General features: G+C 71.3%; 26 protein-coding genes. 15 read left to right on the top strand and 11 right to left on the bottom strand.

The genetic code is table 11. The features are described from left to right. The first annotated feature begins 67 nt into the window (after window positions 1-67). Window positions 68-631 (top strand): DNA-3-methyladenine glycosylase, encoded by a 564-nt coding sequence (locus E9934_RS08220; RefSeq protein ID WP_136562606.1) that lies wholly within the window; start codon window positions 68-70, stop codon window positions 629-631. Between the two features lie 10 nt (window positions 632-641). Here E9934_RS08220 and E9934_RS08215 read toward each other — a convergent pair whose 3' ends face one another. Beyond that, window positions 642-1,226: a TetR/AcrR family transcriptional regulator gene (locus E9934_RS08215; protein ID WP_136562401.1), complete on the bottom strand. Its 585-nt coding sequence runs from the start codon at window positions 1,224-1,226 to the stop codon at window positions 642-644. A gap of 77 nt (window positions 1,227-1,303) precedes the next feature. Here E9934_RS08215 and E9934_RS08210 point away from each other — a divergent pair, with 77 nt between their 5' ends. From E9934_RS08210 to E9934_RS08200, 3 genes are all read left to right on the top strand, one after another. Then, window positions 1,304-1,876, top strand: coding sequence for a dihydrofolate reductase family protein (locus tag E9934_RS08210; protein WP_136562400.1), 573 nt, complete (start codon window positions 1,304-1,306; stop codon window positions 1,874-1,876). A gap of 21 nt (window positions 1,877-1,897) precedes the next feature. Continuing rightward, the gene (gene ppnP / locus E9934_RS08205) at window positions 1,898-2,221 is read left to right on the top strand and encodes a pyrimidine/purine nucleoside phosphorylase (RefSeq protein ID WP_136562399.1); all 324 of its coding nucleotides are present in this window, start codon (window positions 1,898-1,900) and stop codon (window positions 2,219-2,221) included. An 81-nt stretch (window positions 2,222-2,302) separates the two neighbouring features. Continuing rightward, on the top strand, window positions 2,303-2,743 hold the full coding sequence (locus tag E9934_RS08200) for a hypothetical protein (RefSeq protein ID WP_136562398.1): 441 nt from the start codon (window positions 2,303-2,305) through the stop codon (window positions 2,741-2,743). On the opposite strand, the gene E9934_RS19565 is transcribed toward E9934_RS08200, so the two are convergent. The 3 genes from E9934_RS19565 to E9934_RS08190 are packed head-to-tail and all read right to left on the bottom strand — an operon-like array spanning window position 2,729 to window position 5,224. Continuing rightward, window positions 2,729-3,868 carry an ABC transporter permease gene (locus E9934_RS19565; protein WP_158294963.1) on the bottom strand — a complete coding sequence of 380 codons (1,140 nt, stop codon included), beginning with the start codon at window positions 3,866-3,868 and terminating at the stop codon, window positions 2,729-2,731. The two genes, E9934_RS08200 and E9934_RS19565, sit on opposite strands and share 15 nt — an antisense overlap. After that, window positions 3,861-4,523, bottom strand: a complete 663-nt coding sequence (locus E9934_RS08195; protein WP_136562397.1) for a hypothetical protein — start codon at window positions 4,521-4,523, stop codon at window positions 3,861-3,863. Before E9934_RS08195 ends, E9934_RS19565 begins: the two co-directional genes overlap by 8 nt. Before the next feature lie 11 nt (window positions 4,524-4,534). Further along, window positions 4,535-5,224: a FadR/GntR family transcriptional regulator gene (locus E9934_RS08190; protein ID WP_136562396.1), complete on the bottom strand. Its 690-nt coding sequence runs from the start codon at window positions 5,222-5,224 to the stop codon at window positions 4,535-4,537. Between the two features lie 130 nt (window positions 5,225-5,354). On the opposite strand from E9934_RS08190, the gene E9934_RS08185 reads away from it, so the two are divergent. Genes E9934_RS08185 through E9934_RS08170 form a run of 4 tightly spaced genes read left to right on the top strand, consistent with a single transcriptional unit; the run spans window position 5,355 to window position 9,553 of the window. Continuing rightward, on the top strand, window positions 5,355-5,876 hold the full coding sequence (locus E9934_RS08185; protein WP_202977240.1) for a gluconokinase: 522 nt from the start codon (window positions 5,355-5,357) through the stop codon (window positions 5,874-5,876). Then, window positions 5,873-7,249, top strand: coding sequence for a GntT/GntP/DsdX family permease (locus tag E9934_RS08180; RefSeq protein ID WP_136562395.1), 1,377 nt, complete (start codon window positions 5,873-5,875; stop codon window positions 7,247-7,249). The genes E9934_RS08185 and E9934_RS08180 overlap by 4 nt, the downstream gene beginning before the upstream one ends. A 49-nt stretch (window positions 7,250-7,298) precedes the next feature. Then, window positions 7,299-9,005, top strand: a complete 1,707-nt coding sequence (locus tag E9934_RS08175; protein ID WP_193556883.1) for an NAD(P)/FAD-dependent oxidoreductase — start codon at window positions 7,299-7,301, stop codon at window positions 9,003-9,005. After that, window positions 9,002-9,553 (top strand): hemerythrin domain-containing protein, encoded by a 552-nt coding sequence (locus E9934_RS08170; RefSeq protein WP_136562393.1) that lies wholly within the window; start codon window positions 9,002-9,004, stop codon window positions 9,551-9,553. The genes E9934_RS08175 and E9934_RS08170 overlap by 4 nt, the downstream gene beginning before the upstream one ends. Before the next feature lie 17 nt (window positions 9,554-9,570). Here E9934_RS08170 and E9934_RS08165 read toward each other — a convergent pair whose 3' ends face one another. Further along, on the bottom strand, window positions 9,571-10,167 hold the full coding sequence (locus E9934_RS08165; RefSeq protein ID WP_136562392.1) for a mismatch-specific DNA-glycosylase: 597 nt from the start codon (window positions 10,165-10,167) through the stop codon (window positions 9,571-9,573). Window positions 10,168-10,197: 30 nt separating this feature from the next. On the opposite strand from E9934_RS08165, the gene E9934_RS08160 reads away from it, so the two are divergent. Beyond that, a complete protein-coding gene (locus tag E9934_RS08160; protein WP_136562391.1) occupies window positions 10,198-11,394 on the top strand; it encodes a site-specific DNA-methyltransferase in 1,197 nt (398 codons plus the stop codon). Here the strand turns inward: E9934_RS08160 and E9934_RS08155 are convergent. Further along, entirely contained in the window at window positions 11,387-12,829 is a 1,443-nt protein-coding gene (locus E9934_RS08155) for a WS/DGAT/MGAT family O-acyltransferase (RefSeq protein WP_136562390.1), read from the bottom strand. The genes E9934_RS08160 and E9934_RS08155 overlap by 8 nt on opposite strands. Window positions 12,830-12,960: 131 nt before the next feature. Between E9934_RS08155 and E9934_RS08150 the strand changes: the two genes are divergently transcribed. Next, window positions 12,961-14,538 (top strand): DUF2510 domain-containing protein, encoded by a 1,578-nt coding sequence (locus E9934_RS08150; protein ID WP_136562389.1) that lies wholly within the window; start codon window positions 12,961-12,963, stop codon window positions 14,536-14,538. Between the two features lie 16 nt (window positions 14,539-14,554). On the opposite strand, the gene E9934_RS08145 is transcribed toward E9934_RS08150, so the two are convergent. Beyond that, on the bottom strand, window positions 14,555-15,682 hold the full coding sequence (locus tag E9934_RS08145; RefSeq protein ID WP_136562388.1) for a glutamate--cysteine ligase: 1,128 nt from the start codon (window positions 15,680-15,682) through the stop codon (window positions 14,555-14,557). Between the two features lie 149 nt (window positions 15,683-15,831). Between E9934_RS08145 and E9934_RS08140 the strand changes: the two genes are divergently transcribed. Continuing rightward, window positions 15,832-16,884: a hypothetical protein gene (locus E9934_RS08140; protein ID WP_136562387.1), complete on the top strand. Its 1,053-nt coding sequence runs from the start codon at window positions 15,832-15,834 to the stop codon at window positions 16,882-16,884. A gap of 87 nt (window positions 16,885-16,971) precedes the next feature. Here the strand turns inward: E9934_RS08140 and E9934_RS08135 are convergent, their stop codons facing one another. Continuing rightward, on the bottom strand, window positions 16,972-17,580 hold the full coding sequence (locus E9934_RS08135) for a TetR/AcrR family transcriptional regulator (RefSeq protein ID WP_136562386.1): 609 nt from the start codon (window positions 17,578-17,580) through the stop codon (window positions 16,972-16,974). Window positions 17,581-17,621: 41 nt separating this feature from the next. Between E9934_RS08135 and E9934_RS08130 the strand changes: the two genes are divergently transcribed. Genes E9934_RS08130 through E9934_RS08115 form a run of 4 tightly spaced genes read left to right on the top strand, consistent with a single transcriptional unit; the run spans window position 17,622 to window position 21,614 of the window. Further along, entirely contained in the window at window positions 17,622-19,151 is a 1,530-nt protein-coding gene (locus E9934_RS08130) for a flavin-containing monooxygenase (RefSeq protein ID WP_136562385.1), read from the top strand. Next, window positions 19,148-19,984 carry an SDR family NAD(P)-dependent oxidoreductase gene (locus tag E9934_RS08125; protein ID WP_136562384.1) on the top strand — a complete coding sequence of 279 codons (837 nt, stop codon included), beginning with the start codon at window positions 19,148-19,150 and terminating at the stop codon, window positions 19,982-19,984. Before E9934_RS08130 ends, E9934_RS08125 begins: the two co-directional genes overlap by 4 nt. A gap of 34 nt (window positions 19,985-20,018) precedes the next feature. Then, window positions 20,019-21,116 (top strand): FUSC family protein, encoded by a 1,098-nt coding sequence (locus tag E9934_RS08120; protein ID WP_136562383.1) that lies wholly within the window; start codon window positions 20,019-20,021, stop codon window positions 21,114-21,116. Window positions 21,117-21,173: 57 nt separating this feature from the next. Further along, a complete protein-coding gene (locus tag E9934_RS08115; RefSeq protein WP_136562382.1) occupies window positions 21,174-21,614 on the top strand; it encodes an SRPBCC family protein in 441 nt (146 codons plus the stop codon). Window positions 21,615-21,793: 179 nt separating this feature from the next. Here E9934_RS08115 and hglS read toward each other — a convergent pair whose 3' ends face one another. The 3 genes from hglS to E9934_RS08100 are packed head-to-tail and all read right to left on the bottom strand — an operon-like array spanning window position 21,794 to window position 25,637. Continuing rightward, window positions 21,794-23,005, bottom strand: coding sequence for a 2-oxoadipate dioxygenase/decarboxylase (gene hglS, locus E9934_RS08110; protein ID WP_202977239.1), 1,212 nt, complete (start codon window positions 23,003-23,005; stop codon window positions 21,794-21,796). Next, window positions 23,002-24,519: an L-piperidine-6-carboxylate dehydrogenase gene (amaB, locus tag E9934_RS08105; RefSeq protein ID WP_136562381.1), complete on the bottom strand. Its 1,518-nt coding sequence runs from the start codon at window positions 24,517-24,519 to the stop codon at window positions 23,002-23,004. Before amaB ends, hglS begins: the two co-directional genes overlap by 4 nt. Further along, window positions 24,519-25,637: a saccharopine dehydrogenase C-terminal domain-containing protein gene (locus E9934_RS08100; RefSeq protein ID WP_136562380.1), complete on the bottom strand. Its 1,119-nt coding sequence runs from the start codon at window positions 25,635-25,637 to the stop codon at window positions 24,519-24,521. Before E9934_RS08100 ends, amaB begins: the two co-directional genes overlap by 1 nt. Window positions 25,638-25,696: the final 59 nt, after the last annotated feature.

The raw sequence follows: 25,696 nt of genomic DNA, 5'->3' as shown, positions 1-25,696 counted from the left end.
GCCCGGCCAGCCCGGCCAGCCCGGCCAGCCCGGCCAGCCCGACGTCGTACGACGCGCGCGGGCGCTCCTGGGGCGCACGATCACCGGCCACGGCGTGACCGTGCGGATCACCGAGGTCGAGGCCTATGGCGGCAGCGAGGATCCCGCGTCCCATGCCTTCACGCGCACCCCGCGCTCGGAGATCATGTATGGCCCGTCCTACCGCCTCTATGTCTATCGCTCCTACGGGATCCATCACTGCGCGAACGTCGTCACCGGTCCGACCGAGATCGGGGCGGCCGTGCTGCTGCGCTCCGGCGAGGTCGTCGACGGAATCGACCTGGCCCGGCTCCGTCGCAACCACCCGGCCCGGGAGGTGCAGCTCGCCCGGGGGCCGGGCAACCTCGCGCAGGCGCTCGGGATCACCCTCGACGACCTCGGCGCCGACCTGCTTGCTGAGCCCGTGGCGGAGAGCGGCACCGCGGTCCGCCTCGGCCCCGAGCCCGCCCGCCGGCCCAGGATCGGGGCCGGCCCGCGGGTCGGCGTCTCGAAGGCGGCCGACGTGCCCTGGCGGTTCTGGGTCGAGGGTGACCCCACCGTCTCGGCGTACCGGCGCAGCCCGCGGGCGCCCGCCCCGGAGGCGGGGCCCTGACGGCGGCTGCTCAGCTGTCCGCCGGCACGATGCGGGTGACCAGCGCGTCGACCAGTTCGGTCAGGGCGCCGGGGTCCTCGGCGTGGAGCCCGGGCAGCGTGAGGTGCTCGAAGATCAGGCCCGTCATCGCGAGGTAGAGCGCTCGTGCCGTCTCGGGGCCGCCCGGGAAGCCGCCGTCCACGTGGTCGGCCGTGATCGCCTCGAGGTTCGACCGGAACCGCTCGGTGAAGGTCTCCCGCAGGCCCTGGTGCCGGGACGCCTCCATGCGCAGCTCGAAGAGGGCGAGGTGGCCGGCCCGGTCGGCCTCGACGCGTGAGAGGAGGTCGTGCATGAGTGTCGCCTCCAGAGCGCGGGTGCGCGGCGCGTCGAGCCGGGCAGCCACCTGGTCCGGGTCGGGCGTCACGCGCGTGAAGACGTGGTCGCACAGCTCCCGCAGTAGGTTCTCGCGCGTACGGAAGTAGTTGGAAGCCGTTCCGGTCGGCGCGCCGGCGCGTTCGTCGACCGCCCGGAAGGTCAGGCCGCGCGCGCCCACGGCGGCGAGCAGCTCGGTGGCGGCGTCGAGGAGCTCGGCGCGACGGGCGGGGTTGCGGGCCATGGCTGCATCCTGCCGGGTTCCGCCGGTTGCGACAACTACAGTTGACTTACAGCATCTGTAGTGGTTGCATCGCCGGCATGCCACTGCTGACCTACTACATCGGCGTCACCCTCGACGGCTTCATCGCCGGGCCCGCGGACGAGGTCGACTTCTTCGGCCTGTCCGAGGACTTCGTCGCCTTCCTCGCCGAGGAGCACGCCGACCTCCAGCCCTCGCACGTGCGTGCCGCCCTCGGGGTGGCGGAGGCGCCGCTGCGCAGCCACGACACCGTGGTGATGGGCCGCCGTACCTTCGAGCCCGCGCTCGAGGCAGGGATAGCGAACCCCTACGCCCACCTGCGGACCGTGGTGATCAGCGGATCGCTGCCCGCCGCGTCGGGCCCGGTCGAGATCGTCGCCGAGTCCCCGCTCGACGTGGTCCGTCGGCTGAAGGCGACGGACTCGCCCTACGACGTCTACCTCGCCGGTGGCGGCTGCCTGGCCGGCGCGGTCAGCAGCGAGATCGACCGGCTCGTCGTCAAGAAGTACCCGATCGTCGCGGGGCGCGGCGTGCCGATGCTCGACCGGCCGTTCGCCCCCGAGACCTTCCGGCTCGAGGACGTGCGCACCTTCGACAACGGCTGTGCCGTGCTGGACTACGTCCGCCCGTAGGCAGCAGTAGGCTTCGCGGCCGTGACCACTGAGCCCACGACGTACGCGAACGTCACCCTCGACCCGCAGGCCAACATCTACTTCGACGGCGCCTGCGTGAGCCACACGTTCTTCCTCGCCGACGGCACGAAGAAGTCGGCCGGCGTGATCTTCCCGGCCTCGCTGACCTTCGGCACCGCCGCTCCCGAGGTGATGGAGCTCAACGCCGGGTCCTGCCGGATCCGCCTCGCGGGCAGCGACGACTGGGCGACCTACGGCGCCGGCGAGTCGTTCAGCGTCCCGGGCGACTCGTCGTTCGACATCGAGGTCACCGAGACGCTCGGCTACGTCTGCCACTACGGCTGACACACCGGCTCTCGGGTGGGTCCCGGACGGGCCTGTGGATGACGGCCGATGCCGTGCGCGGAAATGGCGCAGGGTGACGCCATGACCCGCCACTCCGATCAGCCCGACCGCCACCCTCCGAGCCCGGACGAACTGCCGCCCCTCACTGACCAGGCGAGCCTGGAGGGCGCGTGGCGCGCCCTCATGGGCGAGCTTGGCTTCTCCGCGCCGCAGCTCTGGCTGATGTTCGTCGACGGCGACCGTGCCCGCCAGCTGATGAAGGTGGAGGAGCTGCCGGAGCGACCCGACCCCACCGACGGCGCCAACCTGGCCCGCATGGTCGAGCCGTTGCTCGACGAGCGGCGAAGCTGCGCATTCCTCTATGCCCGCCCCGGCGGTCGCACGCGTACGACGGACGACCTGGCCTGGGCGCACCTGCTGGCCGCGATCAGCGACCGTTGGCCGGTGCACCTGGCCAACGACGCCGAGCTGCGGGTCGTCGCCCCCGACGACCTGCTCGGGCGCAGCTCAGGCGCCGCGTGAGGCTGTGGCCGACGGCTCCGCGTCCGCCTCGCCACGCCCCAGGAGTCGGGGGAAACGGGTCCGGTTGGCCGATGCATTGACGACCAGGACGACGAGGAGCCCAATCGCGGCGAAGGCGCCGAGGACCACGAACGGCCCGCTCGTCGAGGCGTCGGGGAAGTAGAGCGCGTCCCGGGCGACGGTCGCCCCCGCGCCCGGCGGCAGCAGCTGACCGATGGTCCGGCCCAGCGGCGGCAGCATCTCGGGGGCGATCGAGGAGCCTGAGATGATCAGCCCGAGGGTGAAATAGAGCGCGCCGATCAGCGAGCCCAGCGCACCGAACACGGCGACGGACGCCGCCGTGGAGGCCGTGATCGCGAGCGAGATGAGCGCCAGGCCGCCGAAGAGGGTGAGGTGGTCGGCCCCGTCGCCGACCCCGAAGAGCCGCATCGCGAGGAGCGCCACCCCGGCCGAGGCCAGCGCATAGACCACGAGCAGCCCCGCGTGGCCGACACCGCGCAGCGTCGAGCGCTCCGTCCGGCTCCGCAGCCGCCCCAACGCCAGCGACGCGATCGACCCGCCCAGGCAGAGCGCCTGGATCACGAACCCGAGCGAGCTGCCGGCGCTGTCCTCCTCCGGCAGCGGTACGACGTCCACGACCGGCGGCGCGGCCGTCAGCGCCGCGACCTGCTCGGCCGGCACCGGCTGACCCGCGTCGCGGAGCGCGGCGACCTGCTGGTCGACCTGGTCCTGGTAGGCAGCGGTGAACTGGTTGCGGAAGAGGTTCGCGACCGCGGGGGAGGCGGCCGAGGCGATGTGGAGCGTGGGGGAGTCGCCGTCGAAGACCACGCCCCCATAGGCCTCCCGGCGCTCGATCGCCTGCGTCAGCGCGGCCGCGTCGTCGTACTCCTCGACGACGAAGTCGTCATTCGCCTCGAGCCGGTCGCGCAGCTGCGCCTGCTGCTCGGCCGTGCCGACGATGCCGACCGGCAGCTCGTGCGGCGAGGGCGAGTGGGCCATGGCGAGGTAGTAGACGCCGAGCAGCAGCTGGATGAGCGCTCCGGCGACGGCGATGAGCAGCCCGAGACGCGACAGGGTGCGGAAGCCGAGCGGGGCCGGCGGGTCGTCGACTGTGGGGTCAGCCACAGTTGTCGCACACCCCGGTCGCGGGGATCGCCATGAAACAGGTGGGGCAGACCGCGACCACCGGCTCGGCCTTGACCGGCTTGGCGGGCGCCTTCGGTGCCCGCGGGGCGCGCGGCGCGCGAGGCGCCTTCTCCTTCACTGACGGCAGCGTGGTCTCGCGGACCACGACCGGCTCGGGGACGACGGGTGCCACCCAGCCCGGCGGGGGCGCGTCGTCGATGCCGTGCCGCGCCATGATCGCCCGGGCCGCGTCGGTGGGCTGGTGCTTGGGCCGCGTCACGATGTCGAACGGCGAGGACGCCCCCTCGAGGAACGTCTGCGCGTCCGGACGCAGGGTCACCGGGAGCGTGCGGTGCCGCCAGCGCTGCGGGGCGGCGCCCTTCTGGGTGATCGTCACCAGCTCCGGGCGGTCCCAGCAGACCAACGCCCAGTCGTCATGGTGACTCGTCGCCCACACCGCGACCGCCTGGTCGCCGGCCTCGGCGGCGGCGTGCAGCGCGATGCGCTCGGGATTGGAGAAGCGCCCCGTCACGTGGAGCACGCCGGGCAGCGGCTCGCTGACGTCGTACTGCTCGGCCTGCAGGAAGTCGATCACCTCGGCCAGGTCCGTGGCGTGATCGCCGGTGTCGTCCGGGGTGTGCGCAGTCTCGTCCATCAGCACCGAGACTAGGCCATGTCCTCCGTCATGGCCGCAGTCGCTTCGGTGATGATCGCCTCCATGGCGACGCGCGCCACATCGGGCTCGCCGGCGCGGACGGCGCGGGCCACCCGGCCGTGCAGGTCGATGGCCTCCTCGAGGGGGGCCGACGGCATCAGGTGGTGATGGGTGCGACCGGTCAGCACCTCGGTCACCACGCCGCCGAGGGCGGCCAGCATCTCGTTGCCGGATGCCTCGAGCAGCGTCGAGTGGAAGCGGACGTCGGCGTCGAGGTAGGCCGCGAGATCGCCGGCCCGACCGTGGATCACCATGTCCTCCGCTGCGCTGCTGAGCGCGCCGCACTGCTCCGGTGTGGCCCGCAGTGCGGCCAGCGACGCGGCGACCGGTTCGAAGCCGCTGCGCAGCTCGCCCAGGGAGCGGAGCTGGTCGGTGCGGTCGCCGACGTCGAGACGCCAACGGATCACGCGCGGGTCGAACACCTGCCAGCCGCTGCGGTCCTGCACCGTCAGCCCGACCCGCCGCTTCGTCGCGAGCAGGCCGAGCGCGGCGAGCACACGCACGGCCTCGCGGGAGACCGACCTGCTCACGCCGTAGTCCCGGTCGAGACCGTCGAGCGTCAGCACCGTGCCGGCGGGGAGCTCGCCGCTCACGATCCGTTGCCCGACCCGATCCAGCACGTCGTCGTGGAGCGCTGCCATGCCCACCTCCAAAAAACAGATTTATTGCGACCAGGGTCTTGTAAAAATCAGATTAATGCTTGCAGACTGTGACGGCACGCACATTCGGGCAACACGCCGGGCATCAGCCGCAGGAGAGTCAGGAGACCTCATGAATCTCGTCATCGTCATGGGTGTGTCGGGGTCGGGCAAGTCGACCGTCGGCGCGGCCCTCGCCCAGCGGCTGGGGGTGCCCTTCGGCGACGCCGACGACTTCCACCCGGCGGCCAACATCGCCAAGATGACCGCCGGCGTCGCGCTCGACGACACCGACCGCGAGCCCTGGCTCGACGCCATCGGTGCCTGGCTCGAGGCACGCCGCGGCACCGGCGGCGTCGTCAGCTGCTCGGCCCTCAAGCGCTGGTACCGCGACAAGCTGCGCAGCCACGCCCCGAGCGCCACCCTGCTCCACCTCGACGGATCCCACGAGGTCATCGCGCGGCGCCAGGCCAGCCGCCCCGGCCACTTCATGCCGCCCTCGCTCCTGGCCTCCCAGTTCGACACCCTCGAGCCGCTCGAGGCCGACGAGTCCGGGCTCACCGTCGACGTCGACCAGCCCGTCGACGACATCGTCGAGGCGTTCGTCCGTCAGTTCACCCAGCACTCCGGCACCACCGAAGGAACCGTCCGATGACCGCTCTCGCCACCACCACCCCGCTGATCGAGCCCGTCGCCTCCGAGGGACGCCTCGTCCTCGCCGCACTGGTCGGCATCGGCGTCATCGTCGCGCTGATCATCGCCGCCAAGGTGCACCCGTTCCTGGCGCTCACCGCCGGCGCGCTCACCGTCGGCGTCATCGCCGGCGTCGGCGTCGAGACGTCCATCGCCAGCTTCACCGCAGGGTTCGGCTCGACTGCCGCCGGCGTCGGCATCCTCATCGCCCTCGGCGCCATGTTCGGCAAGCTCCTCGCCGACAGCGGAGGCGCCGATCAGATCGTCGACACGATCATCGGCCACGCCTCGCCCCGCGCCCTGCCGTGGGCGATGGCGCTGGTCGGCGCGATCATCGGTCTGCCGATGTTCTTCGAGATCGGCCTGGTCCTGCTGATGCCGGTGATCTACCTGGTCGCACGGCGCTCGGGTCAGTCGCTCGTCACGATCGGCATCCCCGCCCTGGCCGGTCTCTCCGCCATGCACGGTCTCGTGCCGCCGCACCCCGGCCCCCTCACGGCGATCGACTACCTCGGCGCCGACCTCGGCACCACCCTCGCGCTCGGCGTCGCGGTCGCGATCCCGACCGTGATCATCGCCGGCCCCGTCTTCGGCCTCGTCGGGCGGTACGTCGACGTGGCGGTGCCGGAGCGGTTCGACGGCGCCGGCGACGAGGACCCGGCCGACCGGCCGTCGTTCGCGATCACCATCGCCTCCGTGCTGCTGCCCGTGGTTCTGATGATGGGCAAGGCCCTGGCCGACATCTTCATCGACGACGCGACCGACCCGCTGCGCCGTACGCTCGACGTGCTCGGCACTCCGCTCATCGCGCTGCTGATCGCCGTCGTGGTGGCCATGTTCACCCTGGGACTGGGCTCGGGCATGGGTCGCGAGGGCCTGGCCACGTCGATCGAGTCGTCGCTGCCCGGCGTGGCCGGCATCCTGCTCATCGTCGCCGCCGGTGGCGGGTTCAAGCAGGCCCTCGTCGACACCGGCATCGGCACGATCGTGGCCGAGCGGGTCGCCGACTCCAACATCTCGATCCTCGTGCTGGCCTGGTTCGTCGCCGTGCTGATCCGCCTCGCGACCGGCTCCGCCACGGTCGCCACGGTCACGGCCTCCGGCCTGCTGGCACCGCTCACCGAGCAGCTCTCGAGCGGCGAGGTGTCGTTGATGGTGCTGGCGATCGGCGCCGGCTCGGTCTTCTTCTCCCACGTCAACGACGCCGGCTTCTGGTTGGTGAAGGAGTACTTCGGGATGACGGTCGGCCAGACCCTCAAGACCTGGTCGGCGATGGAGACCCTGCTCTCGGTCTCAGGCCTGGTGTTCGTCCTGGTCCTCAACCTCGTGATCTGACGGGCGATCTGACGGGCGATCCGACGGGCGATCTGACACGCTGGAACACGTGGCTGATCCCGTCATCGTCCTCGTCTCGGCGAGCGAGCTCCCCGTCCTCGAGCAGCAGTTCCGGCGCTACCGCGACGACTACGACGTGCGCCCGGCCGCCAGCGCCGCCGAGGCCACCGCGATCCTGCAACGGGCGCGGTCGGCCGGGCAGCCCGTCGCCCTCCTCGTCACCGACTCCCAGCTGCCGGACGAGAACGTGCTCCAGGCGCTGCACGACTGGCGCAGCCTGGTGCCGACCGCGCGCCGGATCGTGGCGATCCCGATCAGCCGCTTCGCCGAGGACACCGAGGCGCTGCGGCCCTATCTCGCCAAGGGCAAGTTCGACACCTACCTCGTGCTGCCGCAGGGTCGTCGCGACGAGGAGTTCCACTACGCGGTGGTCGAGCTGCTCAGCGACTGGGGGGCGACCGTGGCCGCATCCGAGATCGACAGCGTCCGGATCATCAGTCCTGCGGCGACCCCGCTGGCGCTCGCCGTGCGCGACTTCCTCGACCGGATCGGCTTCCCGCACCGGACCTATCCGCCCGACTCGCCTCAGGGCGAGCAGGCCCGCCAGCTGTATGCGCGCGAGCACGACTCCGAGCTGTCGTACCCGCTGGTGCACCTGTCCTCCCGGCCCTTCGCCGACCGACCGGTCATCGCCCCGCGCTCGGTGCGTGAGCTGTCGGCGCTGATGTATGGCCGGCCCTCGGACATCGACTGCGCCGCCGTCGTCGACCTCGCCGTCGTCGGCGCCGGGCCGGCCGGGCTGGCGGCCGCCGTCTACGGCGCCTCCGAGGGCTTGAACACGGTCGTGCTCGAGCAGGAGGTGATCGGCGGTCAGGCCGGCACCAGCTCGATGATCCGCAACTACCTCGGCTTCCCGCGCGGCATCTCCGGCATGCGGCTGGGGCAGCGTGCGCGCACCCAGGCGATCCGGTTCGGCGCCCGCTTCTTCACCGGCTGGCCCGTCGTGGAGCTGCGCCCCGGTGTCGACGGCGCCCCGCACACGCTGATCACCGAGGGCGGCAAGGTGCACGCCCGCGCGGTCATCGTCGCGTCCGGCGTCGCCTACCGGCGGCTCGGCGTGGAGCCGCTGGAGGACCTGGTGGGCGCGGGCGTCAACTACGGCGCCGCGATGACGGCCGCCCGCGAGATGGAGGACCGCGACGTCTACGTCGTCGGCGGCGGCAACTCCGCCGGGCAGGCGGCCGTGCACCTGGCCCGGTTCGCCCGCTCGGTCACGATCCTGATCCGTCGCGAGGACCTGGCGGCCACCATGTCGACGTACCTCATCGACGAGCTGGAGTGGAACCCGCGGATCCAGGTCCGGGCCTGCACCGAGATCATCGACGGCGGCCCCGACGAGAGCGGCCAGCTCGGCTGGCTGCAGCTCTGCGACGTCCGCACGCGTGAGGAGGAGCGCGTCCCGGCCGGCGGGCTCTTCCTGCTGATCGGTGCCGCCCCTCACTGCGACTGGCTCGGCGACGAGGTGCGGCGCGACGAGCACGGCTTCGTGCTGACCGGTCGCGACGTCCCCACCGAGTGCTGGATCGACGGGCTGCCGCCCGAGAGCCTCACGACGTGCGTGCCCGGCGTCTTCGCCGCCGGCGACATCCGGTCGGGCTCGATGAAGCGCGTCGCCGCGGCCAGCGGCGAGGGTGCCTCGGCGGTCTCGCTGGTCCACGGCTATCTCGAAGGAATGCGGGTAACGTCCGCGACATGACGAGCGGAATCGACCTGGGCCGGCCCACCTCGGGCGATGTCATCGACCTGATCACCGACGACCACCGACGCTTCGAGCAGCTGCTGTCACAGCTGCGGCTCGCCACCGCCGACCGGGACGAGGTGCGCCGCGCGTTCGCCAACGTCCTCATCGCGCACGGCGAGGCCGAGGAGGAGTTGGTCTATCCCGTGCTGCGCCGCAAGGCGAGTGACGTCGACGCCCACGACATCGAGCACGGCGAGGAGGAGCACGCCGAGGGCAACGAGGCGCTGCTGGCCCTGCTCGAGCTCAAGGGCACGGACACGCAGGCGTTCACCGACGCGGCCGAGGAGCTCAGCAATCTCGTCGCGCACCACATCGCGGAGGAGGAGCTGAGCATCCTCCAGCCCGCCCGCACCGAGGTCTCCGACCGGGTGCGTCTCGAGCTCGGCGAGAAGTGGGCCGCGCGCCGCAACGCGCTGATCGACCAGGACTGCGGCGCGGTCGACAACGTCCGCCGGATCGTCGCGGAGGCGGAGAAGCAGGGCCTGCTCGACGACGATGAGTGACGGGGACGAGTGATGCGTCAGGTGACGATCCCGGCGGCCACGCCCACCTCGCGGTAGGCCGCGGCCAGCGACTCGACCGTCTCGTGGGCGTTGAGCCCGCTCGGGTTCGGGACCACCCACAGCTCGGCGCCCGACCACAGGTCGTCGATCGTCTCCGGCTGCTGGCCCGGCTTCGCCTTCGGCAGCCCGAAGGCCGCGCGATAGGCCGTGATGCCGGCGATCGCCACCACCCGCGGGCGCTCCCGCGCGACCAGCTCGGTGAGCCGGACCCCGCCGGCCTTGAGCTCCGCGTCGCTCAGCTCCGAGGCCTTCGCGGTGGCGCGGCGGACCACGTTGCTGATCCCGATCCCGCGCTCTCGGAGCACGTCGCGCTGGGCGTCGTCCATCCCGTCGGCCGGATCGATCGGCTCGGTGATCACGCCGGCGCGGAGCAGCGCCGGATAGAAGCGGTTGCCGGGGTGGGCGAAGTGGGTCCGCGTCGCCGCGGTCCACAGGCCGGGGTTGATGCCGACGAACAGCAGCCGGAGCTGCTGGCCCGGACCGGGCAGCAGGTCGGGGACCTCGGCATCCCGGAAGGACTCGAGCTCGGCTCGGGTGAAGGTACGGCGGGCCATGGCCCCAATCTAGGCGGGCAGCCTGCCACGATGGACCCCGTGGGGGCCGAGCCGGGAGCACCGTGGAACACCTTCGTCGAGGGCGACAACCTCGACGTACTCACCGGCCTGCCTGCCGAGTCCTTCGACCTGATCTACCTGGACCCGCCCTACAACACGGGCAACGACTTCGCCTATCGCGACGACTTCCGCGGCGAGCGAGGCAGTGGCGCGGCCGGGCGTCACGAGGCGTGGACCACCTATCTGCGCCCCCGCCTGGAGGCCGGGCGCCGCGTGCTGGCCACGACCGGGGCGATCTTCGTCAGCATCGACGACCACGAGGTCGCCCACCTGCGCCTGTTGATGGACGACGTCTTCGGCGAGGCGCATTTCATCGCCCAGGTCGTCGTGAACCTCAACGCCAAGGGCCGGCAGCTCGGGGGCGGCTTCGCGACCTGCCACGAATACGTCCTCGTCTATGCCCGCGACGCCGCTGCCTGTGTCCTCGACGCCTCGTCGAGCCACACGGTCGTCGAGGCGGACTTCCCGCTGACGGCGCCGGACGGACGCCGCTACCGGCGACTGCCGCTGCGCAACACCAACAAGAAGTTCAACCCGGTCACCGCGCCGACCCTGCACTTCCCGGTCTGGGGCGACCCCGCGAGCGGACGGGTCGCGACGGAGCCCTTCGCCGGCGCCCACGAGATCACCCCGATCTTCGGTGACCTGACGCCCGCGGTGTGGCGGTGGTCGCGACCGCGGATCGAGGAGCGGCCCGACGACCTCGAGTGCCGCGTGGTCCGTGGCGGCGCGGGGGAGCGGGTCGACGTCTTCCAGCGCGACTGGCGTCACCCCGTGGGCGGGCGGCGCAAGAAGCTGCGGACCATCTGGCTCGCCGAGGAGATCGGCAGCACCGACACCGCGGTCGCGGAGCTCAAGGACCTCCTCGGGCCCGTCTTCGAGTCGCCCAAGCCGACCGGTCTCCTGCTGCGGATCCTCGACACGATGCCCGACGACGCGCGCGTGCTCGACTACTTCGCCGGCAGCGGCACCACCGGGCACGCGGTCGCGCTCGCCAACGCGGCCGACGGCGGTCGCCGTACGTGCCTGTCGGTCAACCTGCCCGAGGCCACCCGTCCCGGCTCCAACGCCGCCCTCGCCGGCTACGACACCGTCGCCGCGATCACCCGGGCCCGTCTGCGCGCCGTGGCCGAGCGGCTCGGGGGCGGCTTCGCCGAGCTCAGCTGACCCCGGCGGCCACCTCCAGCGCCGTCAGCTCGTCCTCGAGGTGGGTCAGCAGCCGCTGCAGGTGGGGGACGGTGCGCCGGCAGCCGGTCAGTCCGAAGCCCATGTTGCCGGCGTACGACGCGCAGGTGATGTTGAGCGCCATGCCGTTCATCGGGATGGAGACGGGGTAGTTGCCGACCAGCTGCGCGCCGTTCCAGTAGTGGGGCACCCGCGGGCCGGGCACGTTGCTGATGATCAGGTTGAACGGCGGCCGGACCAGCCCCTGCATCTTCAGGGCGGGGATGACCAGGGACGGCGCCATGCCGATCGCGCTCATCGCGACGATCTGGGCCTGGGTCATCGAGCTGAGCGCCTCCTTGCCGTCCTTCATCGACCGGCTGATGGCCTTGAGGCGGTCGGCGGGATCCTCGAGGTCCGTCGCCAGACGCACCATCACCGACCCGATCGCGTTGCCGCCCTCGGCGGAGGCGATGCCGGCCTGCTGCGCCTTCAGCCCGACCGGGACCATCGAGACCATCGACTGCTCGGGCAGGGCGTCGAGCTCGGTCAGGTAGCGCCGCATGGCGCCGCTGCACATCGCGAGGACCACGTCGTTGATGGTCGTGCCGGTCGCCTTGCCCACGCCGCGAATGCGCTCGGTCGGCCAGTCCTGGGCGGCGAACCGCCGAGCGCCGGTGATCGACTGGTTGAAGATCGTGCGCGGCGCGGCGAGGGACACCGCCGAGGTCTCGTTGCGGATGCCCTTGCGCAGTGTCTTGACCAGCGCGAGAGGCATGCCAGCTGCCTCCGCGCTCAGGCCGAGCGCGGTGCGCAGGGCGTCGCCCGGCAGCTCGGCCAGGGTGCGGGCCGCGGTCAGCTCCGGGCTCTCGACGGTGCCCTCGGACTTCTCCGCCGGCCTCGCCTTGCGGGACGCACCCTCCGCGAAGAGGGCTGGCATCCCCGTGCGGTGCGGATCCGTCGACAGAGTGCTGGCGAGCAGGCGCATCGCGGAGACCCCGTCGACCAGTGAGTGGTGGACCTTCGCGTACGCCGCGACGCGGCCGTCCGCCAGGCCCTCGATGATGTGCATCTCCCACAGCGGTCGCTCCCACGCCATCCGGGTCGAGTGCAGCCGGCCGACCAGCTCCAGCAGCTCGCGGATCCGGCCCGGCTTGGGCAGCGCGCTGTGGCGCACGTGGTATTCGAGGTCGATGTGGTCGTCGTCGCGCCAGGTGAGCGTGCCGCCGGTCTTGACCGAGCGATGCGGGTGCTTGCGGAAGAGCGGCGCGACGTCGGGGGTGTCCAGCATCGACTGGTACATCTGCTGGTTGAACTCGGGGCCGGCGTCCGGCGGGTTCTCGAACAGCTGCAGCCCGCCGACGTGCATCGGTGTGTTGCGGCTCTCCGTCAGGAGGAACGCCGCCGAGGTGGGGTCGATCGGGCGGAAACTTGGCACGAGGAGCACCTTTCGTCGCTGGTCTGGCGATCCTTGCGTGTTGTGGCTCCGGTCACAAGGAACCCACCGTGGTCATCGCCGGGGCAACCCCGACGTTTCGGCGGCGGTCGGCGCGGGGCACGATGCGGTCCGTGAGTGACTTCTCGACCCCTCCCGGCTGGTATCCCGACGGCGACGGATGGGAGCGCCGCTGGGACGGCAGTGGCTGGTCGGAGGAGCGACGCCGGATGGCGGAGCCGACGCAGGTGCGTCCCGCGGTCGCCCCGACCGGTCCGCCGCCGTCGAGCCCGCCGTCGAGCCCGCCGTCGAGCCCGCCCGCGAGCCCGCCCACGGCCCCGCCGCCGGTCGGCGCGCCGCCGGCCTTCACCCCGCCGGCGTTCAGCCCGCCTGCTGCCACGCCGCCGGTGGCGCCGCCCTCGTCGTACGGACACGTGCCGAGTGGTGTGCCCGGCGGCCCCGGCATCGCGCCGCCGCCGTTCGGCGCCCCGCCGTCGGGCGCGCCCCGGCGCCGGCGGACCGGTCTGTGGATCGGACTCGGACTCGCGCTGGTCCTGCTGATCGGCGCCGGTGTCACCCTCGCCGTGCTCGCCCCGTGGAAGAGCGACGGCGACGACAAGGGCAAGGACGGCGACAAGACCGCCGAGCCCGAGAGCACGGCCGTCCAGGGCGACGTCGACGGCGACGGGCTGGGCGACGCGATCTACTACTTCGCGCGCGACTACAGCGACATCACCGAGGTCACGGCGATCAGCGACGGGTCCGCCTTCGAGCTCACCGAGGTCGCGATCGAGGCCTCGAGTCAGCCCGATCTGCTGTTCTTCGACTGGGACGGCGACGGTGTGACCGACCAGCTCGCCTGGGACTTCGTCTCCTCGGGCAAGCAGCTCACGCTCAGCTCGTCCGACGACGCGTTCCCCGGCGACCAGCGCTTCACGTTGACCCTGTCGACGCTGTCCGAATACGGCAACCTGGAGCTCGACGTCGTCCCCGGCGACTATGACGGCGACGGCGACCTCGACCTGGCCGTGGCCGGCCAGAACGACAAGAACGTCGACATCTCGGTCCTCCTCAACGAGGGCGACGGCACCTTCTCGGAGCCGGCCCTGTGGCTGTCGGTCCCCAACGCGATCATGGACGTCACCCAGATCTGGGGCGGGGACTTCGACGGCGATGGCACCGCCGACATCTGGGCACAGCTGCCGGCGGACCGTCTGACCAACGAGGACTACACCAGCTACTACAGCGGTGACCGCGGCTACGCGTTGCTGAAGTCGACCGGCGACGCGTTCGACTACGGCCAGATCACCGAGACCGACGTCTATCAGGAGACCTTCCTCGTCGGTGACGTCACCGGTGACGGCACGACCTCGATCGTCGGCGTCGACGCCAACGGCTACGAGGAGGAGCTCACCGTGACGGTGTTCGACGTCTCGAAGGGGACGCTCGAGGAGATCGCCGGGTTCACCGGCACCGCCGACATCGGCGACCGCCAGCTCGAGAGTGCCGCGCTGACCGACGTGGACGGCGACGGCAAGGCCGACATCGCCTTCGCGGTCAAGGGCTACGAGGACCGCGAGTTCACCGGCATCCAGGTGATGAAGTCGACCGGCGCCGTCTTCGACGCCGCCACGATGTGGGCCGAGACGCCCGTCTGCGACGACGACCGTTGCGGGATCGAGTTCGTCGGGGACCTGCGCTACTACAACTGACCGGTGGGGCCCGGCGTCACAGCTGCTCGCGGAGCTCGGTGACGACCGAGTCGACGACGGCGACGAGGTCGTTGCCGGTCGCTGCGGCCACCCTCCGCTGGCGGACGTACGACGGCCCGCGGACCGGGATGTCGAGCACGGACGTGAGCTCCTCGGCGCAGCCGAGCCGCTCGGCCGTCGGCAGCAGCTGAGCCACCAGGTCGGTGAGGTCGTCGGTGACGAGGCGTTCGTGGGAGGCGGCGTCGAGGATGACGATGGCGTCGACGCCGTAGCGGGCGGCGCGCCACTTGTTCTCCTGGACGTGCCACGGCGGCATCGTCGGCAGGGTCTCGCCGGCGGCGGCCCGGTCGTCGAGCCAGATGACCAGGCAGTGCATGAGCGCCACCAGTGCGGACATGTCGCTCAGCGTGGAGACGCCGTCGCAGACGCGGTTCTCGAGCGTTCCGTGCTTGACGGCGGGCCGCAGGTCCCAGCGGATCTCGCTGAGGTCGTCGATCACGCCGGTGGTGATCTGGTCGTGCGCGAAGGACTCGAACTCCGACCACTGCTGGAACTGGAAGGGCAGCCCGGCCGTCGGCAGCTGCTGGAACATCAGCGCCCGGTTGGAGGCATAGCCGGTGTCGACGCCGGCCCAGATCGGCGAGGACGCCGAGAGCGCCTGCAGGTGCGGGTAGTAGGTCAGCAGCGCCGACAGCACCGGCATCACCCGGCTCTGCTCCGGCAGGCCGACGTGGACGTGGACACCCCAGATGAGCATCTGGCGTCCCCACCACTGGGTGCGGTTGATCAGCTCCTCGTAGCGGTTGCCCTCGGTCAGCTGCTGCGCGGTCCACGACGCGAAGGGGTGCGTGCCGGCGCCGTAGAGGTCGAGGTCGAGCTCGTCGGCCGCCGCGACCACCGGCTGGAGTGTGCGGCGCAGGTCCGCCATCGCCTCGCCGACCGTGTCGCAGACGCCCGTGACGACCTCGACGGTGTTCTTGAGGAGCTCCTTGTGCAGCTTCTCCGGCTCCGGCATCCGCGGCTTGGCCCGCGCGAACAGGTGCGCGGCCTCGTTGCGCAGGTCCCGCGTCCGCCGGTCCACCAGCGCGAACTCCCACTCCACCCCGAGAGTCGGCTTCTCCGATCCGTGGAAGTCGATGCGCACGGTGCTCAGCCTAGGCCCACGAAGTGGGAGCTCTCGCCCCGCGAGGTGGGAGTTCAGGCGGCGCGAGGTGGGAGTTCAGGCGGCGCGAGGTGGGAGATCGCGGTCGTCGAAGAGGTCGAGCTGACCTTGAAGCCGACCTCAGCCTGTGGATGAGCGGTGTCGTCCACAGGCCGGGGACGACCCGCTGTGCGCAGTACGGCGGCAGCACGATCCTCGAGCGCATGGAGATCTCGGACCTTCTCGATGGGCGACTGTTCACGATCGCCGGTGCTGTCGACGGCGGCGTGAGACGCAGTGCGGCGCGGTCGCTCGTCGACACCGGGCAGGTGAGGCCGGTGCTGCGCGACGTCTATGTGGCGGCGGCGGTGCCCGACGACCTCGGTCTGCGTGCTCGTGCAGCCTCGCTCGTGATGCCGCCCCATGCGGTCGTGTGCGACCGCAGTGCCGCGTGGCTGTGGGGCATCGACTTGCTCGACTTCGCCGAGCTCGATCTCCCTCCGCGTCTGGACGTGGTGTCGTTCGGCGGCAAGGACGGCTCGCATCGCCAGGACGTGTTCGGTGGCAAGCGGTGCCTGGCGCCGGACGAGATCACCCAGGTCCGCGGCATCTGTGTGACAACCCCCATCCGCACGGCGTGTGACATCGCGTGCCTCAGGGAGCGCTACCGGGCGCTGGCCGCTCTCGATGCCTTCCGCCGCGAGTTCGCGATCAGCCAGGCCGAGCTGGCGGCGTACGTCGCGCGCTTTCGCGGTCGGCGCGGCGTGATCCAGCTGCGGCAGATGGTGGCGCTGTCCAAGGACGGAGTCGACTCCCAACCCGAGTCGTGGGTGCGGCTGATGATCCACGACGTCGGCCTGCCGATCCCCGCGGACCAGGTGTGGGTGCAGGTCCCGGGATGGGGGTGGGTGCGTATGGAGAACGCCTATGAGCACCTGCGCATCGCCGTGGAGTACGACGGCGAGGAGTTCCACACATCGGAGGACGACCGTGAGCGCGACCGACTTCGGCGGGAGGCCCTGGCTGCGATCGGGTGGGTCGTCATCGTCGTACGCAAGGCCGATCTGTCGGCGTCGGCGCGCACGACCTGGCTGAGCCAGCTCGACCAGGAGATCGACCTGCGCAAGCCCGCCGCTCACAGCAAGCGCATCTTTGCACGCGGCCCTGACCTCTACGTGCCGCGTGGGCCCCGGCGCCGGAGATGACCAGTCGTGCCACCCCGCGTCGCCAGTCCTCCCACCTCGCGCCGCCTTTCCTCCCTCTTCGCGCCGCGAGTCCTCCCACCTCGTGGGTCAGGGGAGGGCGGCGAGGAGGGGGAGGAGGGAGTCGACGATGACGCGGAGGAGGTCGTCGCGGGTGAGGCCGGCGGGGTCGTCGCACCAGCGCAGGACCAGTGCCTCGGTCATGGCCTGCCAGGCATGGAGGACGAGGCGGACGGCAGGGGTGTCGGGGAGGTCGATCGTGCCGGTGTCGACGGCGAAGAAGCGGTCGGCGAGGGCGCGGAAGGTGTCGTCGTAGATGCGGCGCAGGGTGTCGTTGCCGCCCGAGGCCGCGCGGACCAGGGAGCGGTAGCCGGGCTGGTTGGCCACGACGTAGTCGACGTAGCCGGTGATGGAGCCCATCAGTCGCTCGAGCGGCTCGCCCTCGGCCGGGGGAGCGGTCTGGCGGTAGAGGTCGTCGGCGGCGTGCTGCACCACGGCCTCGAAGAAGCCCAGCTTGGTGCCGAAGTAGTGATAGAGCAGCCCGCGCGAGATGCCGGCCTCCTCGGCGAGCACGTCGATCGACAGCTCCTCGAGTGAGGTGGTCGCGAGCAGCCGGACGCCGAGGTCGAGCAGCTGGGTGCGGCGCTCGTCCGGGCTGAGCCGGGTGCGTGAGGAGGTGGTGGTCGTCACGCCGCCCATCCTATTGACAGATATTCAATAGTGGCAATAGCGTCCTTCCCATGACCGCAACGCAGACCCCGACGCTCGTCGACCACCTCGTCATCGGCGCCGGCTTCGGTGGGCTCGCCACCGCCATCAAGCTCGACGAGGCAGGCGAGACGGACTTCGTCGTCATCGAGAAGGACAGCGACGTCGGCGGCACGTGGCACATCAACACCTACCCGGGTGCCGAGTGCGACGTCCCGAGCCAGCTCTACTCCTACTCGTTCGCGCTCAACCCCGACTGGACCAAGGTCTACTCGCCGCAGCAGGAGATCTGGGAATACACCCGCCGCGTCGCCGAGGAGTCGGGCACGCTCGACCGCTTCGTCTTCGACACCGCCGTCCGCGACGCCGTCTGGGACGCCGGCGCGCAGCGCTGGAACGTCACGGTCGAGGGCCCCCAGGGCCTCCGGGAGTACGCCGCCCGCACGGTCACCTCCGCCGCCGGCGGCCTGTCCGAGCCGAAGCTGCCCGAGATCGCCGGCATCGAGTCGTTCGCCGGCGAGGTCTTCCACTCGGCCCGCTGGAACCACGACGTGGACCTGAAGGGCAAGCGGGTGGCTGTCATCGGCACCGGCGCCTCGGCCGTCCAGATCGTCCCCGAGCTGCAGAAGGTGGTCGGCCACCTCGACGTCTACCAGCGCACCCCCAACTGGATCATCCCGCGCAACGAGCGCGCGTTCACCGCCCTCGAGAAGGCCGTGTTCCGCCACGTCCCCGGCGCCCAGCGGCTGGTCCGCAGCGCCGTCTACGGCACCCTCGAGGCCCGCGTGCCGGCGTTCGCGCGCTTCCCGCAGCTGATGCGCGCCGTCGAGATGCAGGGCAAGAAGAACATCGCCAAGGGGATCGAGGACCCGGAGCTGCGCGCGAAGGTCACGCCCGACTACCGCGCCGGCTGCAAGCGGATCCTCATCTCCAACAAGTGGTATCCCGCCCTCGACGCCGACAACGTCGACCTGGTCACCGACCCGATCGCCTCGATCACCGAGAGCGGCATCGTCACCAGCGACGGCGTCGAGCGCCCGATCGACGTGCTGGTGATCGCCACCGGCTTCTACGTCACCGACCCGCCGATCGCGGCCCACGTGACCGGCCGGGAGGGCCGCACGCTCGCCGACGTCTGGGACACCGAGGGCATGGCGGCCTACAAGGGGACGACGGTCAACGGCTTCCCCAACCTGTTCTTCCTCGTCGGCCCCAACACCGCGCTGGGCCACTCGAGCATCATCTTCATCATCGAGTCCCAGGTGAAGTACGTCGTCGATGCCGTCCGCACCCTCCGCAGGCGGGGGCTCGGCGCAGTCGAGCCGACCCGCGCCGCCCAGGACGACTGGGTCGCCGACATCCGCCGCAAGATGAAGCCCACCGTGTGGCAGACCGGCGGCTGCGCGAGCTGGTACCTCGACAAGTTCGGCAACAACACCACGCTCTGGCCGGGGCAGACCTTCACCTTCCGCGGCCACCTGTCACAGTTCGACGTCGAGAAGTACGCCGTCGAGGCCCTCCGCACCAGCCCGGCTCCCACGAAGATCAAGGAATCCGCATGAAGAACCTCAAGGACAAGGTCGTCGTCATCACCGGTGCCGGCTCCGGCATCGGCCGTGCGCTGGCGGTCAACCTCGCCGGCAAGGGCGCCCGCCTGGCGCTCTCCGACGTCAACGAGGCGGGCCTCAGCGAGACCGTCGAGCTCGCGGTGAAGGCCGGGTCGCCGGACGTGCACACGGCGCGGCTCGACGTCGCGGACAAGGCCGCCTTCTCGTCGTACGCCACCGAGGTGGCCGAGCACTTCGGCCAGGTCAACGTCGTCATCAACAACGCCGGAGTGGCGCTGGCCGGCGACGCGGTCGACCTGACCTACGAGGACATGGAGTGGATCGTCGGCATCAACTTCTGGGGTGTCGTCTATGGCACCAAGGAGTTCCTGCCGCACCTGATCGCCTCCGGCGACGGCCACGTCGTCAACCTGTCCTCCCTCTTCGGCCTGCTCGCGATGCCGGGCCAGAGCGCCTACAACGCGACGAAGTTCGCCGTGCGCGGCTTCACCGAGGCGGTGCGCGAGGAGATGCTGATCGCCGGTCACAAGGTCGGCGTGACCTCCGTGCACCCCGGTGGCATCAAGACCGCCATCGCCCGCAGCGCCCGGGTCTCCGACAAGGAGGACAAGGCCGCGACGGCCAAGCTGTTCGACGAGAAGCTCGCCAAGATGACCCCCGAGCGGGCCGCCGAGATCATCGTGAAGGGCATCACTAAGAACCAGGCGCGCGTCCTGGTCGGCCTCGACGCCCACGCGCTGCACAACTTCCAGAAGTTCACCGGTTCGCGCTACGAGGACATCATCGCGGTGGTCTCGAAGCGGGTGCTCCCGACCAAGGTCGTCTGAGCCACTCTCCGGGTCACGCACTAGCCTCCCCTCTGTGGAGGCACCCTCGCTCGATCGGATGTGGTCGCGCAGCCGCCTGTCGCTGCGCGGCCGCATCGAGCGTTGGCGCGGCAAGGCCTGGGTGGTCTGCCAGTGCGCCGTCGCCGCGGGCATCGCCTGGTGGATCGCCGCCGACCTGATCGGTCACGAGTCGCCCTTCTTCGCGCCGATCGCGGCCGTGGTGTCCCTCGGTACGTCGTACGGCCAGCGCCTGCGGCGGGTGGTCGAGGTGACCCTCGGCGTCGCGATCGGCGTCCTGGTCGCCGACCTGCTGCTCGCCGGGATCGGCTCCGGCCCGTGGCAGCTGTCGCTCATCGTGCTGCTGGCGATGTCGACCGCGCTGCTGCTCGACGCCGGCACCATCTTCGTCACCCAGGCGGCGGTGCAGTCGATCGTGGTCGCGGCGCTCGTCCCCGGTGCCCAGGGCGCGTTCCTGCGATGGACGGACGCGCTGATTGGCGGAGCGGTGGCGCTGGTGGCGGCGATGGTCGTGCCGGCCGCACCCCTGCGCCGCCCACGGGAGCAGGCAGCCGCGGTCGCCCGCAAGATGGCCGAGTTGCTGCGCGCGGCCTCCGACCTGATGGTCGACGGCGAGGTCACGCCCGCGCTCGAGCTGCTCGCCGACGCCAGGTCCACCGACCGCTTGATCCGCGAGCTCCAGTCGGCGGCGGACGAGGGCATGTCGGTGGTGAGCTCCTCGCCCTTCCGGGTCCGTCATCGCGAGCCGCTGCGCCGGATGATCGAGCTCGTCGACCCGCTCGACCGCGCGCTGCGGAGCACGCGCGTGCTGGTGCGCCAGACGTCGGTGGCGGCCTATCGGCGGCGCGAGATCCCGCCGTCGTACGCCTTGTTGACGGCCGACCTGGCCGCGGCTGCGGACGCGATGGCGGAGGAGCTCGCCGCCGACCGGATGGCGACCGAGGCCCGGGACGTGCTGCTCGCCGTGGGCGCCGCGACCGGGCAGGTCGAGCACAGCGACGTCCTGACCGCCGCGGCAATCCTGGCCCAGCTCCGGGCGATCGTCAGCGACCTGCTCATGGTCACCGGGATGGGGCAGCTGGAGGCGACCGACGCGCTGCCGCCGCCGCGCTGAATCCAAGCTGAGAGCAGGCCCACGATCTGTCAACGGCTTGTGACAGAATCCCGGCCCATGGCCAACGTGGTGGAGCAGTTCGTCGAGATCAACAAGCCGATCGAGGTGGTTTTCGCCTATGTCGACGACTTCACCAAGACCAAGGACTGGATGTACGGCCTCAGCAAGATCGACCCTGTCGGCGAGCAGCTGCGCGGAGTCGGCGCCGAGTACGACGGCGTGATGAAGGTCGGCGTCCCGCTCAAGTCGCGCATCAAGTGCACGGCCTGGGAGCAGGACCGGCTGATCGAGATCACGTCGGTCAAGGGCATCCAGAACACCCAGCGCTGGACCTTCACCGACCTCGGTGAGGGCCGCACCCGCGTCGACGCGTGGATCGAGTACGTCCTCCCCGGCGGCCCCGCCGGCCGCGCCATCGAGAAGGCGGTCAAGCCGGTCATCGGGATCGCCATCCGCCACACCAGCGAGACGCTGGTCAAGAACGTCGAGGCTCTCTGACCCGGATCCGCAGGTAAGCGACGACCGAGCGCCACGAAACGGGCGCGCTGGGCGCACCGGACCCGCTCAACAGCCAACCAGGATGCCGTCGCGGGGCCGGCACACCCATCACACCCGTTTGGTGTCGCTCGCCACGCCGCTTACCTGCGGATCCGGGCCTGACGTCGAGATGCCCTTCGTCAGACCTGGGCGGCGTAGAGCTCGTACGGGTCGTGCAGGGGCCGGCCGAGCGCATCCTGGAGCCAGGCGGCGTCGCGGGCGGAGGCGCGCTGGGCGGCGTCCACGGAGCCGTCGGAGGTGAGGTTGGAGGCGAAGATGCCGGCTGCCGACTTCGGGAGGAAGTCCTCGTAGACGATCGGGCTGAGGCCGCCCGGCGCATCGGGATCACGGCGGTAGTAGGCCAGGCCGGCGGCGTGCAGCTCCTGCGCGGTGTCGGGGAAGGCGTCGATGCCGCGGTCGTCGTAGAGGGCCCGCCCGGCGGGCGTCAGCGCGACCCCCCGCGCCTCGACCTCTCCGAAGCGCACCCGCAGCTCGCCGGGCGCCAGGGAGCCGTCGGGCTCGCGGAAGGTGCGGGGCTCGGCGAGGGCGCGGAACGACGTCTGGCGCAGCAGGACGGCCGGCTTCGTGGTCAGCGGCGGGCCCTGGATCCGGTCGATCATCGTGATCCCGCGCGCCTCCATCCGGCGATAGAGCTCGTCGATGTCGAGCACCCGCGGCGTGAGGTGGTTGATGTGGGTCGAGGTGACGCCGCCGATGTCGGCGGCGACCGACGAGATCGCCTCGAGATGGTCGTACCAGGCGTGGTCGACCGGCTCTGCCGAGAGGGCGAACGAAGCCGTGGCGAGCTCGAGGAAGCGCTCGGCGTCGCCGATCTCCAGGCCGTTGCAGGTCTCCGCGCGGTCGGCGAGCTCCAGCAGCTCGTCGGGGAAGAGCCGGCGGGCACCCAGGAACTCCTCCAGCTGGCTCTGTGTGGCCGCGTCGAAGAAACGCCGGTCGTCGACGACCAGCAGCGAGGTGAACACCCGGAACGGGTTGGCAGCCAGCTCGTCACTGTCGGTCGGCCGGAAGGCCGTCGACACGACCGGGACGGGGGGACTCGCCTCCCGCAGGTCGTAGAAGCCGACGGGATGCATGCCGCAGGCGCCGAGGATGCGGGCGACCTGGGCGAGCTCGTCCGCCGTCCCGACCCGGATCGCGCCGTGCCGCTCGGCGGTGACCCGGGCGATGCTGCCGTGCCGCTCCGCCTCGGCGCCCAGGCGGTCGAGCACCTCGGCGTTGATCTGCTCGCAGACCTCCACGAGCGTCGTGTACGCCGGCACCTCCGTGCCGTAGAGCGCCGAGAGCGATCGGGCGAAGCGGGCGCGCAGCTCGGTCGGCTCGACCACGCTCACTGGAATTCGACTCCCTGGGCCAGCGGCAGCTCGGTGGAGTAGTTGATCGTGTTGGTGGTGCGCCGCATGTAGGCCTTCCACGCGTCCGATCCGGACTCGCGCCCGCCGCCGGTCTCCTTCTCGCCGCCGAACGCGCCGCCGATCTCGGCCCCGGAGGTGCCGATGTTGACGTTGGCGATGCCGCAGTCGGAGCCGGCCGCGGACAGGAAGGTCTCGGCTTCGCGGACGTCGAGGGTGAAGATCGCCGACGACAGGCCCTGGGCGACCTCGTTGTGGAGCGCGATCGCCTCGTCGAGCTCGGCGTACGTCAGGACGTAGAGCAGGGGAGCGAAGGTCTCCCGCTTCACGACGTCGGTCTGGGCCGGCATGTCCACGATGGCGGGTACGACGTACTGCCCGCCGGTCACGGCCCCGGACATCTGATCGGCTCGCGTGCCGCCGGTGACGAGCCGGCCACCGTCGGCCTGCGCCTGCTCCACCGCGCCGAGGAAGGCCTCGGTGGCGGGGGTGTCGACCAGCGGCCCCACCAGCGTCGACGGCTCGAGCGGCGAGCCGATCGACAGGGTGCCGTAGGCCTTCGAGAGTCGCGCGACGAGCTCGTCGTGGATCGACTCGTGGACGATCACCCGGCGCAACGAGGTGCAGCGCTGGCCGGCGGTGCCGACGGCGGAGAAGACGATGCCGCGCACGGCGAGGTCGAGGTCGGCCGAGGGAGCGACCACCGCGGCGTTGTTGCCGCCGAGCTCGAGCAGGCAGCGACCCAGCCGGGCGGCCACGCGCGGCGCGACCTGCTTGCCCATCCGGGTCGAGCCGGTGGCCGAGACCAGCGGCACCCGCGGGTCGTCGACGAGGACCTCGCCGACCTCCCGGTCGCCCAGCACGACCTGGGACAGCGCCTGCGGAGCGCCGACGCGGCGACATGCCTCCGCGGCGAGGGCCTGGCAGGCGAGGGCGGTGAGCAGCGTCTTCTCCGACGGCTTCCACACCACCGCGTCACCGGCGACGAGGGCGAGGGCGGCGTTCCACGACCAGACGGCGACGGGGAAGTTGAAGGCGGAGATGACGCCGACGACCCCCAGGGGGTGCCACTGCTCCATCATCCGGTGCCCCGGGCGCTCGGAGGCGATGGTCAGGCCGTGCAGCTGGCGGGAGAGGCCGACCGCGAACTCGCAGATGTCGATCATCTCCTGGACCTCGCCGAGGCCCTCGGAGCGGATCTTGCCGGCCTCGATCGAGACCAGCTCGCCGAGGACCTCCTTGTGCTCGCGCAGCAGCTCGCCGAGCTCGCGGACCAGGTGGCCACGGACCGGCGCGGGGACCGATCGCCACTCCTCGAACGCGGCGTGGGCGCCGCCGATGGTGGCGTCGACCGCGGCGGGGGTGTGCGCGACCAGGCGGCCCAGCTCCGACCCGTCGACGGGGGAGGTGGCGACCAGCCCTCCGTCCTCTGCGAACGGGTCGCCGGCGCCGAGCTCGGCGAGGATCTGGCGGGCGCGGGTGCTCAGGTCGGTCATCAGGCGATCTTTCCGTAGTCGGCGAAACGGCGACCGGCGTGGGTCGCACAGAGGTCCTCGAGGGCGATGTCCTCCTGGCGGACGAAGCCCTCCTGCGGGAGGCGGCCGTCGGCGACCAGCTCGACCACGGCGACCGCGGAGGAGGCGGTGGTCCACGAGATGGCGCGCCATCTGCGGTCGGTGCCCTCGCCGTCGGGGAGCGTGATCGGGAGGTAGCCCCGCACGTGGTTCTCGCGGAAGGGCTGACCGTCCTTGACGCCCTCGACGGCGGCGTGGAGGTAGACGATGTCGTCGTTGACGGGAGGCTTGGCCTTGACCAGGATCCGGCCGACCTCGTCACGACAGTCGCGCAGGCCCAGCTCGTCGAAGAGGAAGTGCATCTGGTCGAAGTGGCCGGGGTAGCGCAGTGTCTTGTAGTCGAGGCGCTGCACCCGGCCCTCGTAGGTCTGGCACATCGTGCCCAGGCCGCCGGAGGTCAGCGCCGCCTCCAGCTCGATGCCGCCGATGACGACGCGCTCCTTCTCCTCCATGGCCGGCACCATCTGGCGCCGGCCCGAGCGCAGCACCTCGCAGTCGTTGAGGTACTCGTTGACGACGCCTTCGGCCGACCAGTTGAACGCATAGCCCAGCAGGCCGGTCGGGTTCTGCGGCAGCGCGCCGACCTTCAGCTCGATGGAGCGGATCGTGTCGAAGCCCTGGGCCAGCGAGGCGCCGACGATGCCGATGAGGCCGGGGGCCAGGCCGCACTGCGGCACGAACGCCACGTCCGGCGTCGAGGAGGCGAGCTCGATGACCCGCTGCGTGGTCGGCACGTCCTCGGTGAGGTCGAAGTAGTGGCAGCCGACGGCGGCGGCCGCCTCGGCCACGTCGATGTTGCGGTCGTAGGGCAGGCAGGAGACGACCGCGTCGACCCCGCGCAGGGCCTCGCGCAAGGCGTCGGCGTCGGCGACGTCGAGCTCGGCGGTCTCGAACCGCAGACCCGGACGGGCCGCGGCGTCGTAGCCGCTGACCTTGAAGCCGGCGTCGGTGAGCAGGCCGGCGACGAGCTCGCCGACCTTGCCGAGCCCGATCACGCCGACCTGGTTGATGGTGCGCTTGCGTGCGTCGGTGGTGGTCATCGCAGGGCCTCCTCGAGGCGGTCAGGTCCCGCGTGCGGGTGGTCTGCCCATCGCTCACA

Origin of the sequence: Nocardioides caeni, from assembly GCF_004912195.1 — a bacterium.
GTDB classification, from domain to species: domain Bacteria; phylum Actinomycetota; class Actinomycetes; order Propionibacteriales; family Nocardioidaceae; genus Nocardioides; species Nocardioides caeni.
This window is presented reverse-complemented; position numbering and strand designations above follow the sequence as displayed.

Bases quoted from the DNA above. Each gene is read 5' to 3' on its own strand.
- E9934_RS08100 (WP_136562380.1), bottom strand. From the start codon at position 25,637: ATGACCACCACCGACGCACGCAAGCGCACCATCAACCAGGTCGGCGTG.
- E9934_RS08215 (WP_136562401.1), bottom strand. From the start codon at position 1,226: ATGGCCCGCAACCCCGCCCGTCGCGCCGAGCTCCTCGACGCCGCCACC.
- E9934_RS08190 (WP_136562396.1), bottom strand. From the start codon at position 5,224: ATGGCAGCGCTCCACGACGACGTGCTGGATCGGGTCGGGCAACGGATC.
- E9934_RS08165 (WP_136562392.1), bottom strand. From the start codon at position 10,167: ATGGCCCGCCGTACCTTCACCCGAGCCGAGCTCGAGTCCTTCCGGGAT.
- E9934_RS08125 (WP_136562384.1), top strand. From the start codon at position 19,148: ATGAAGAACCTCAAGGACAAGGTCGTCGTCATCACCGGTGCCGGCTCC.
- E9934_RS08130 (WP_136562385.1), top strand. From the start codon at position 17,622: ATGACCGCAACGCAGACCCCGACGCTCGTCGACCACCTCGTCATCGGC.
- E9934_RS08200 (WP_136562398.1), top strand. From the start codon at position 2,303: ATGACCCGCCACTCCGATCAGCCCGACCGCCACCCTCCGAGCCCGGAC.
- E9934_RS08195 (WP_136562397.1), bottom strand. From the start codon at position 4,523: ATGGACGAGACTGCGCACACCCCGGACGACACCGGCGATCACGCCACG.
- E9934_RS08185 (WP_202977240.1), top strand. From the start codon at position 5,355: ATGAATCTCGTCATCGTCATGGGTGTGTCGGGGTCGGGCAAGTCGACC.
- amaB (WP_136562381.1), bottom strand. From the start codon at position 24,519: ATGACCGACCTGAGCACCCGCGCCCGCCAGATCCTCGCCGAGCTCGGC.
- E9934_RS08140 (WP_136562387.1), top strand. From the start codon at position 15,832: ATGAGCGGTGTCGTCCACAGGCCGGGGACGACCCGCTGTGCGCAGTAC.
- E9934_RS08170 (WP_136562393.1), top strand. From the start codon at position 9,002: ATGACGAGCGGAATCGACCTGGGCCGGCCCACCTCGGGCGATGTCATC.
- E9934_RS08160 (WP_136562391.1), top strand. From the start codon at position 10,198: ATGGACCCCGTGGGGGCCGAGCCGGGAGCACCGTGGAACACCTTCGTC.
- E9934_RS08180 (WP_136562395.1), top strand. From the start codon at position 5,873: ATGACCGCTCTCGCCACCACCACCCCGCTGATCGAGCCCGTCGCCTCC.
- E9934_RS08135 (WP_136562386.1), bottom strand. From the start codon at position 17,580: ATGGGCGGCGTGACGACCACCACCTCCTCACGCACCCGGCTCAGCCCG.
- E9934_RS08115 (WP_136562382.1), top strand. From the start codon at position 21,174: ATGGCCAACGTGGTGGAGCAGTTCGTCGAGATCAACAAGCCGATCGAG.
- E9934_RS08210 (WP_136562400.1), top strand. From the start codon at position 1,304: ATGCCACTGCTGACCTACTACATCGGCGTCACCCTCGACGGCTTCATC.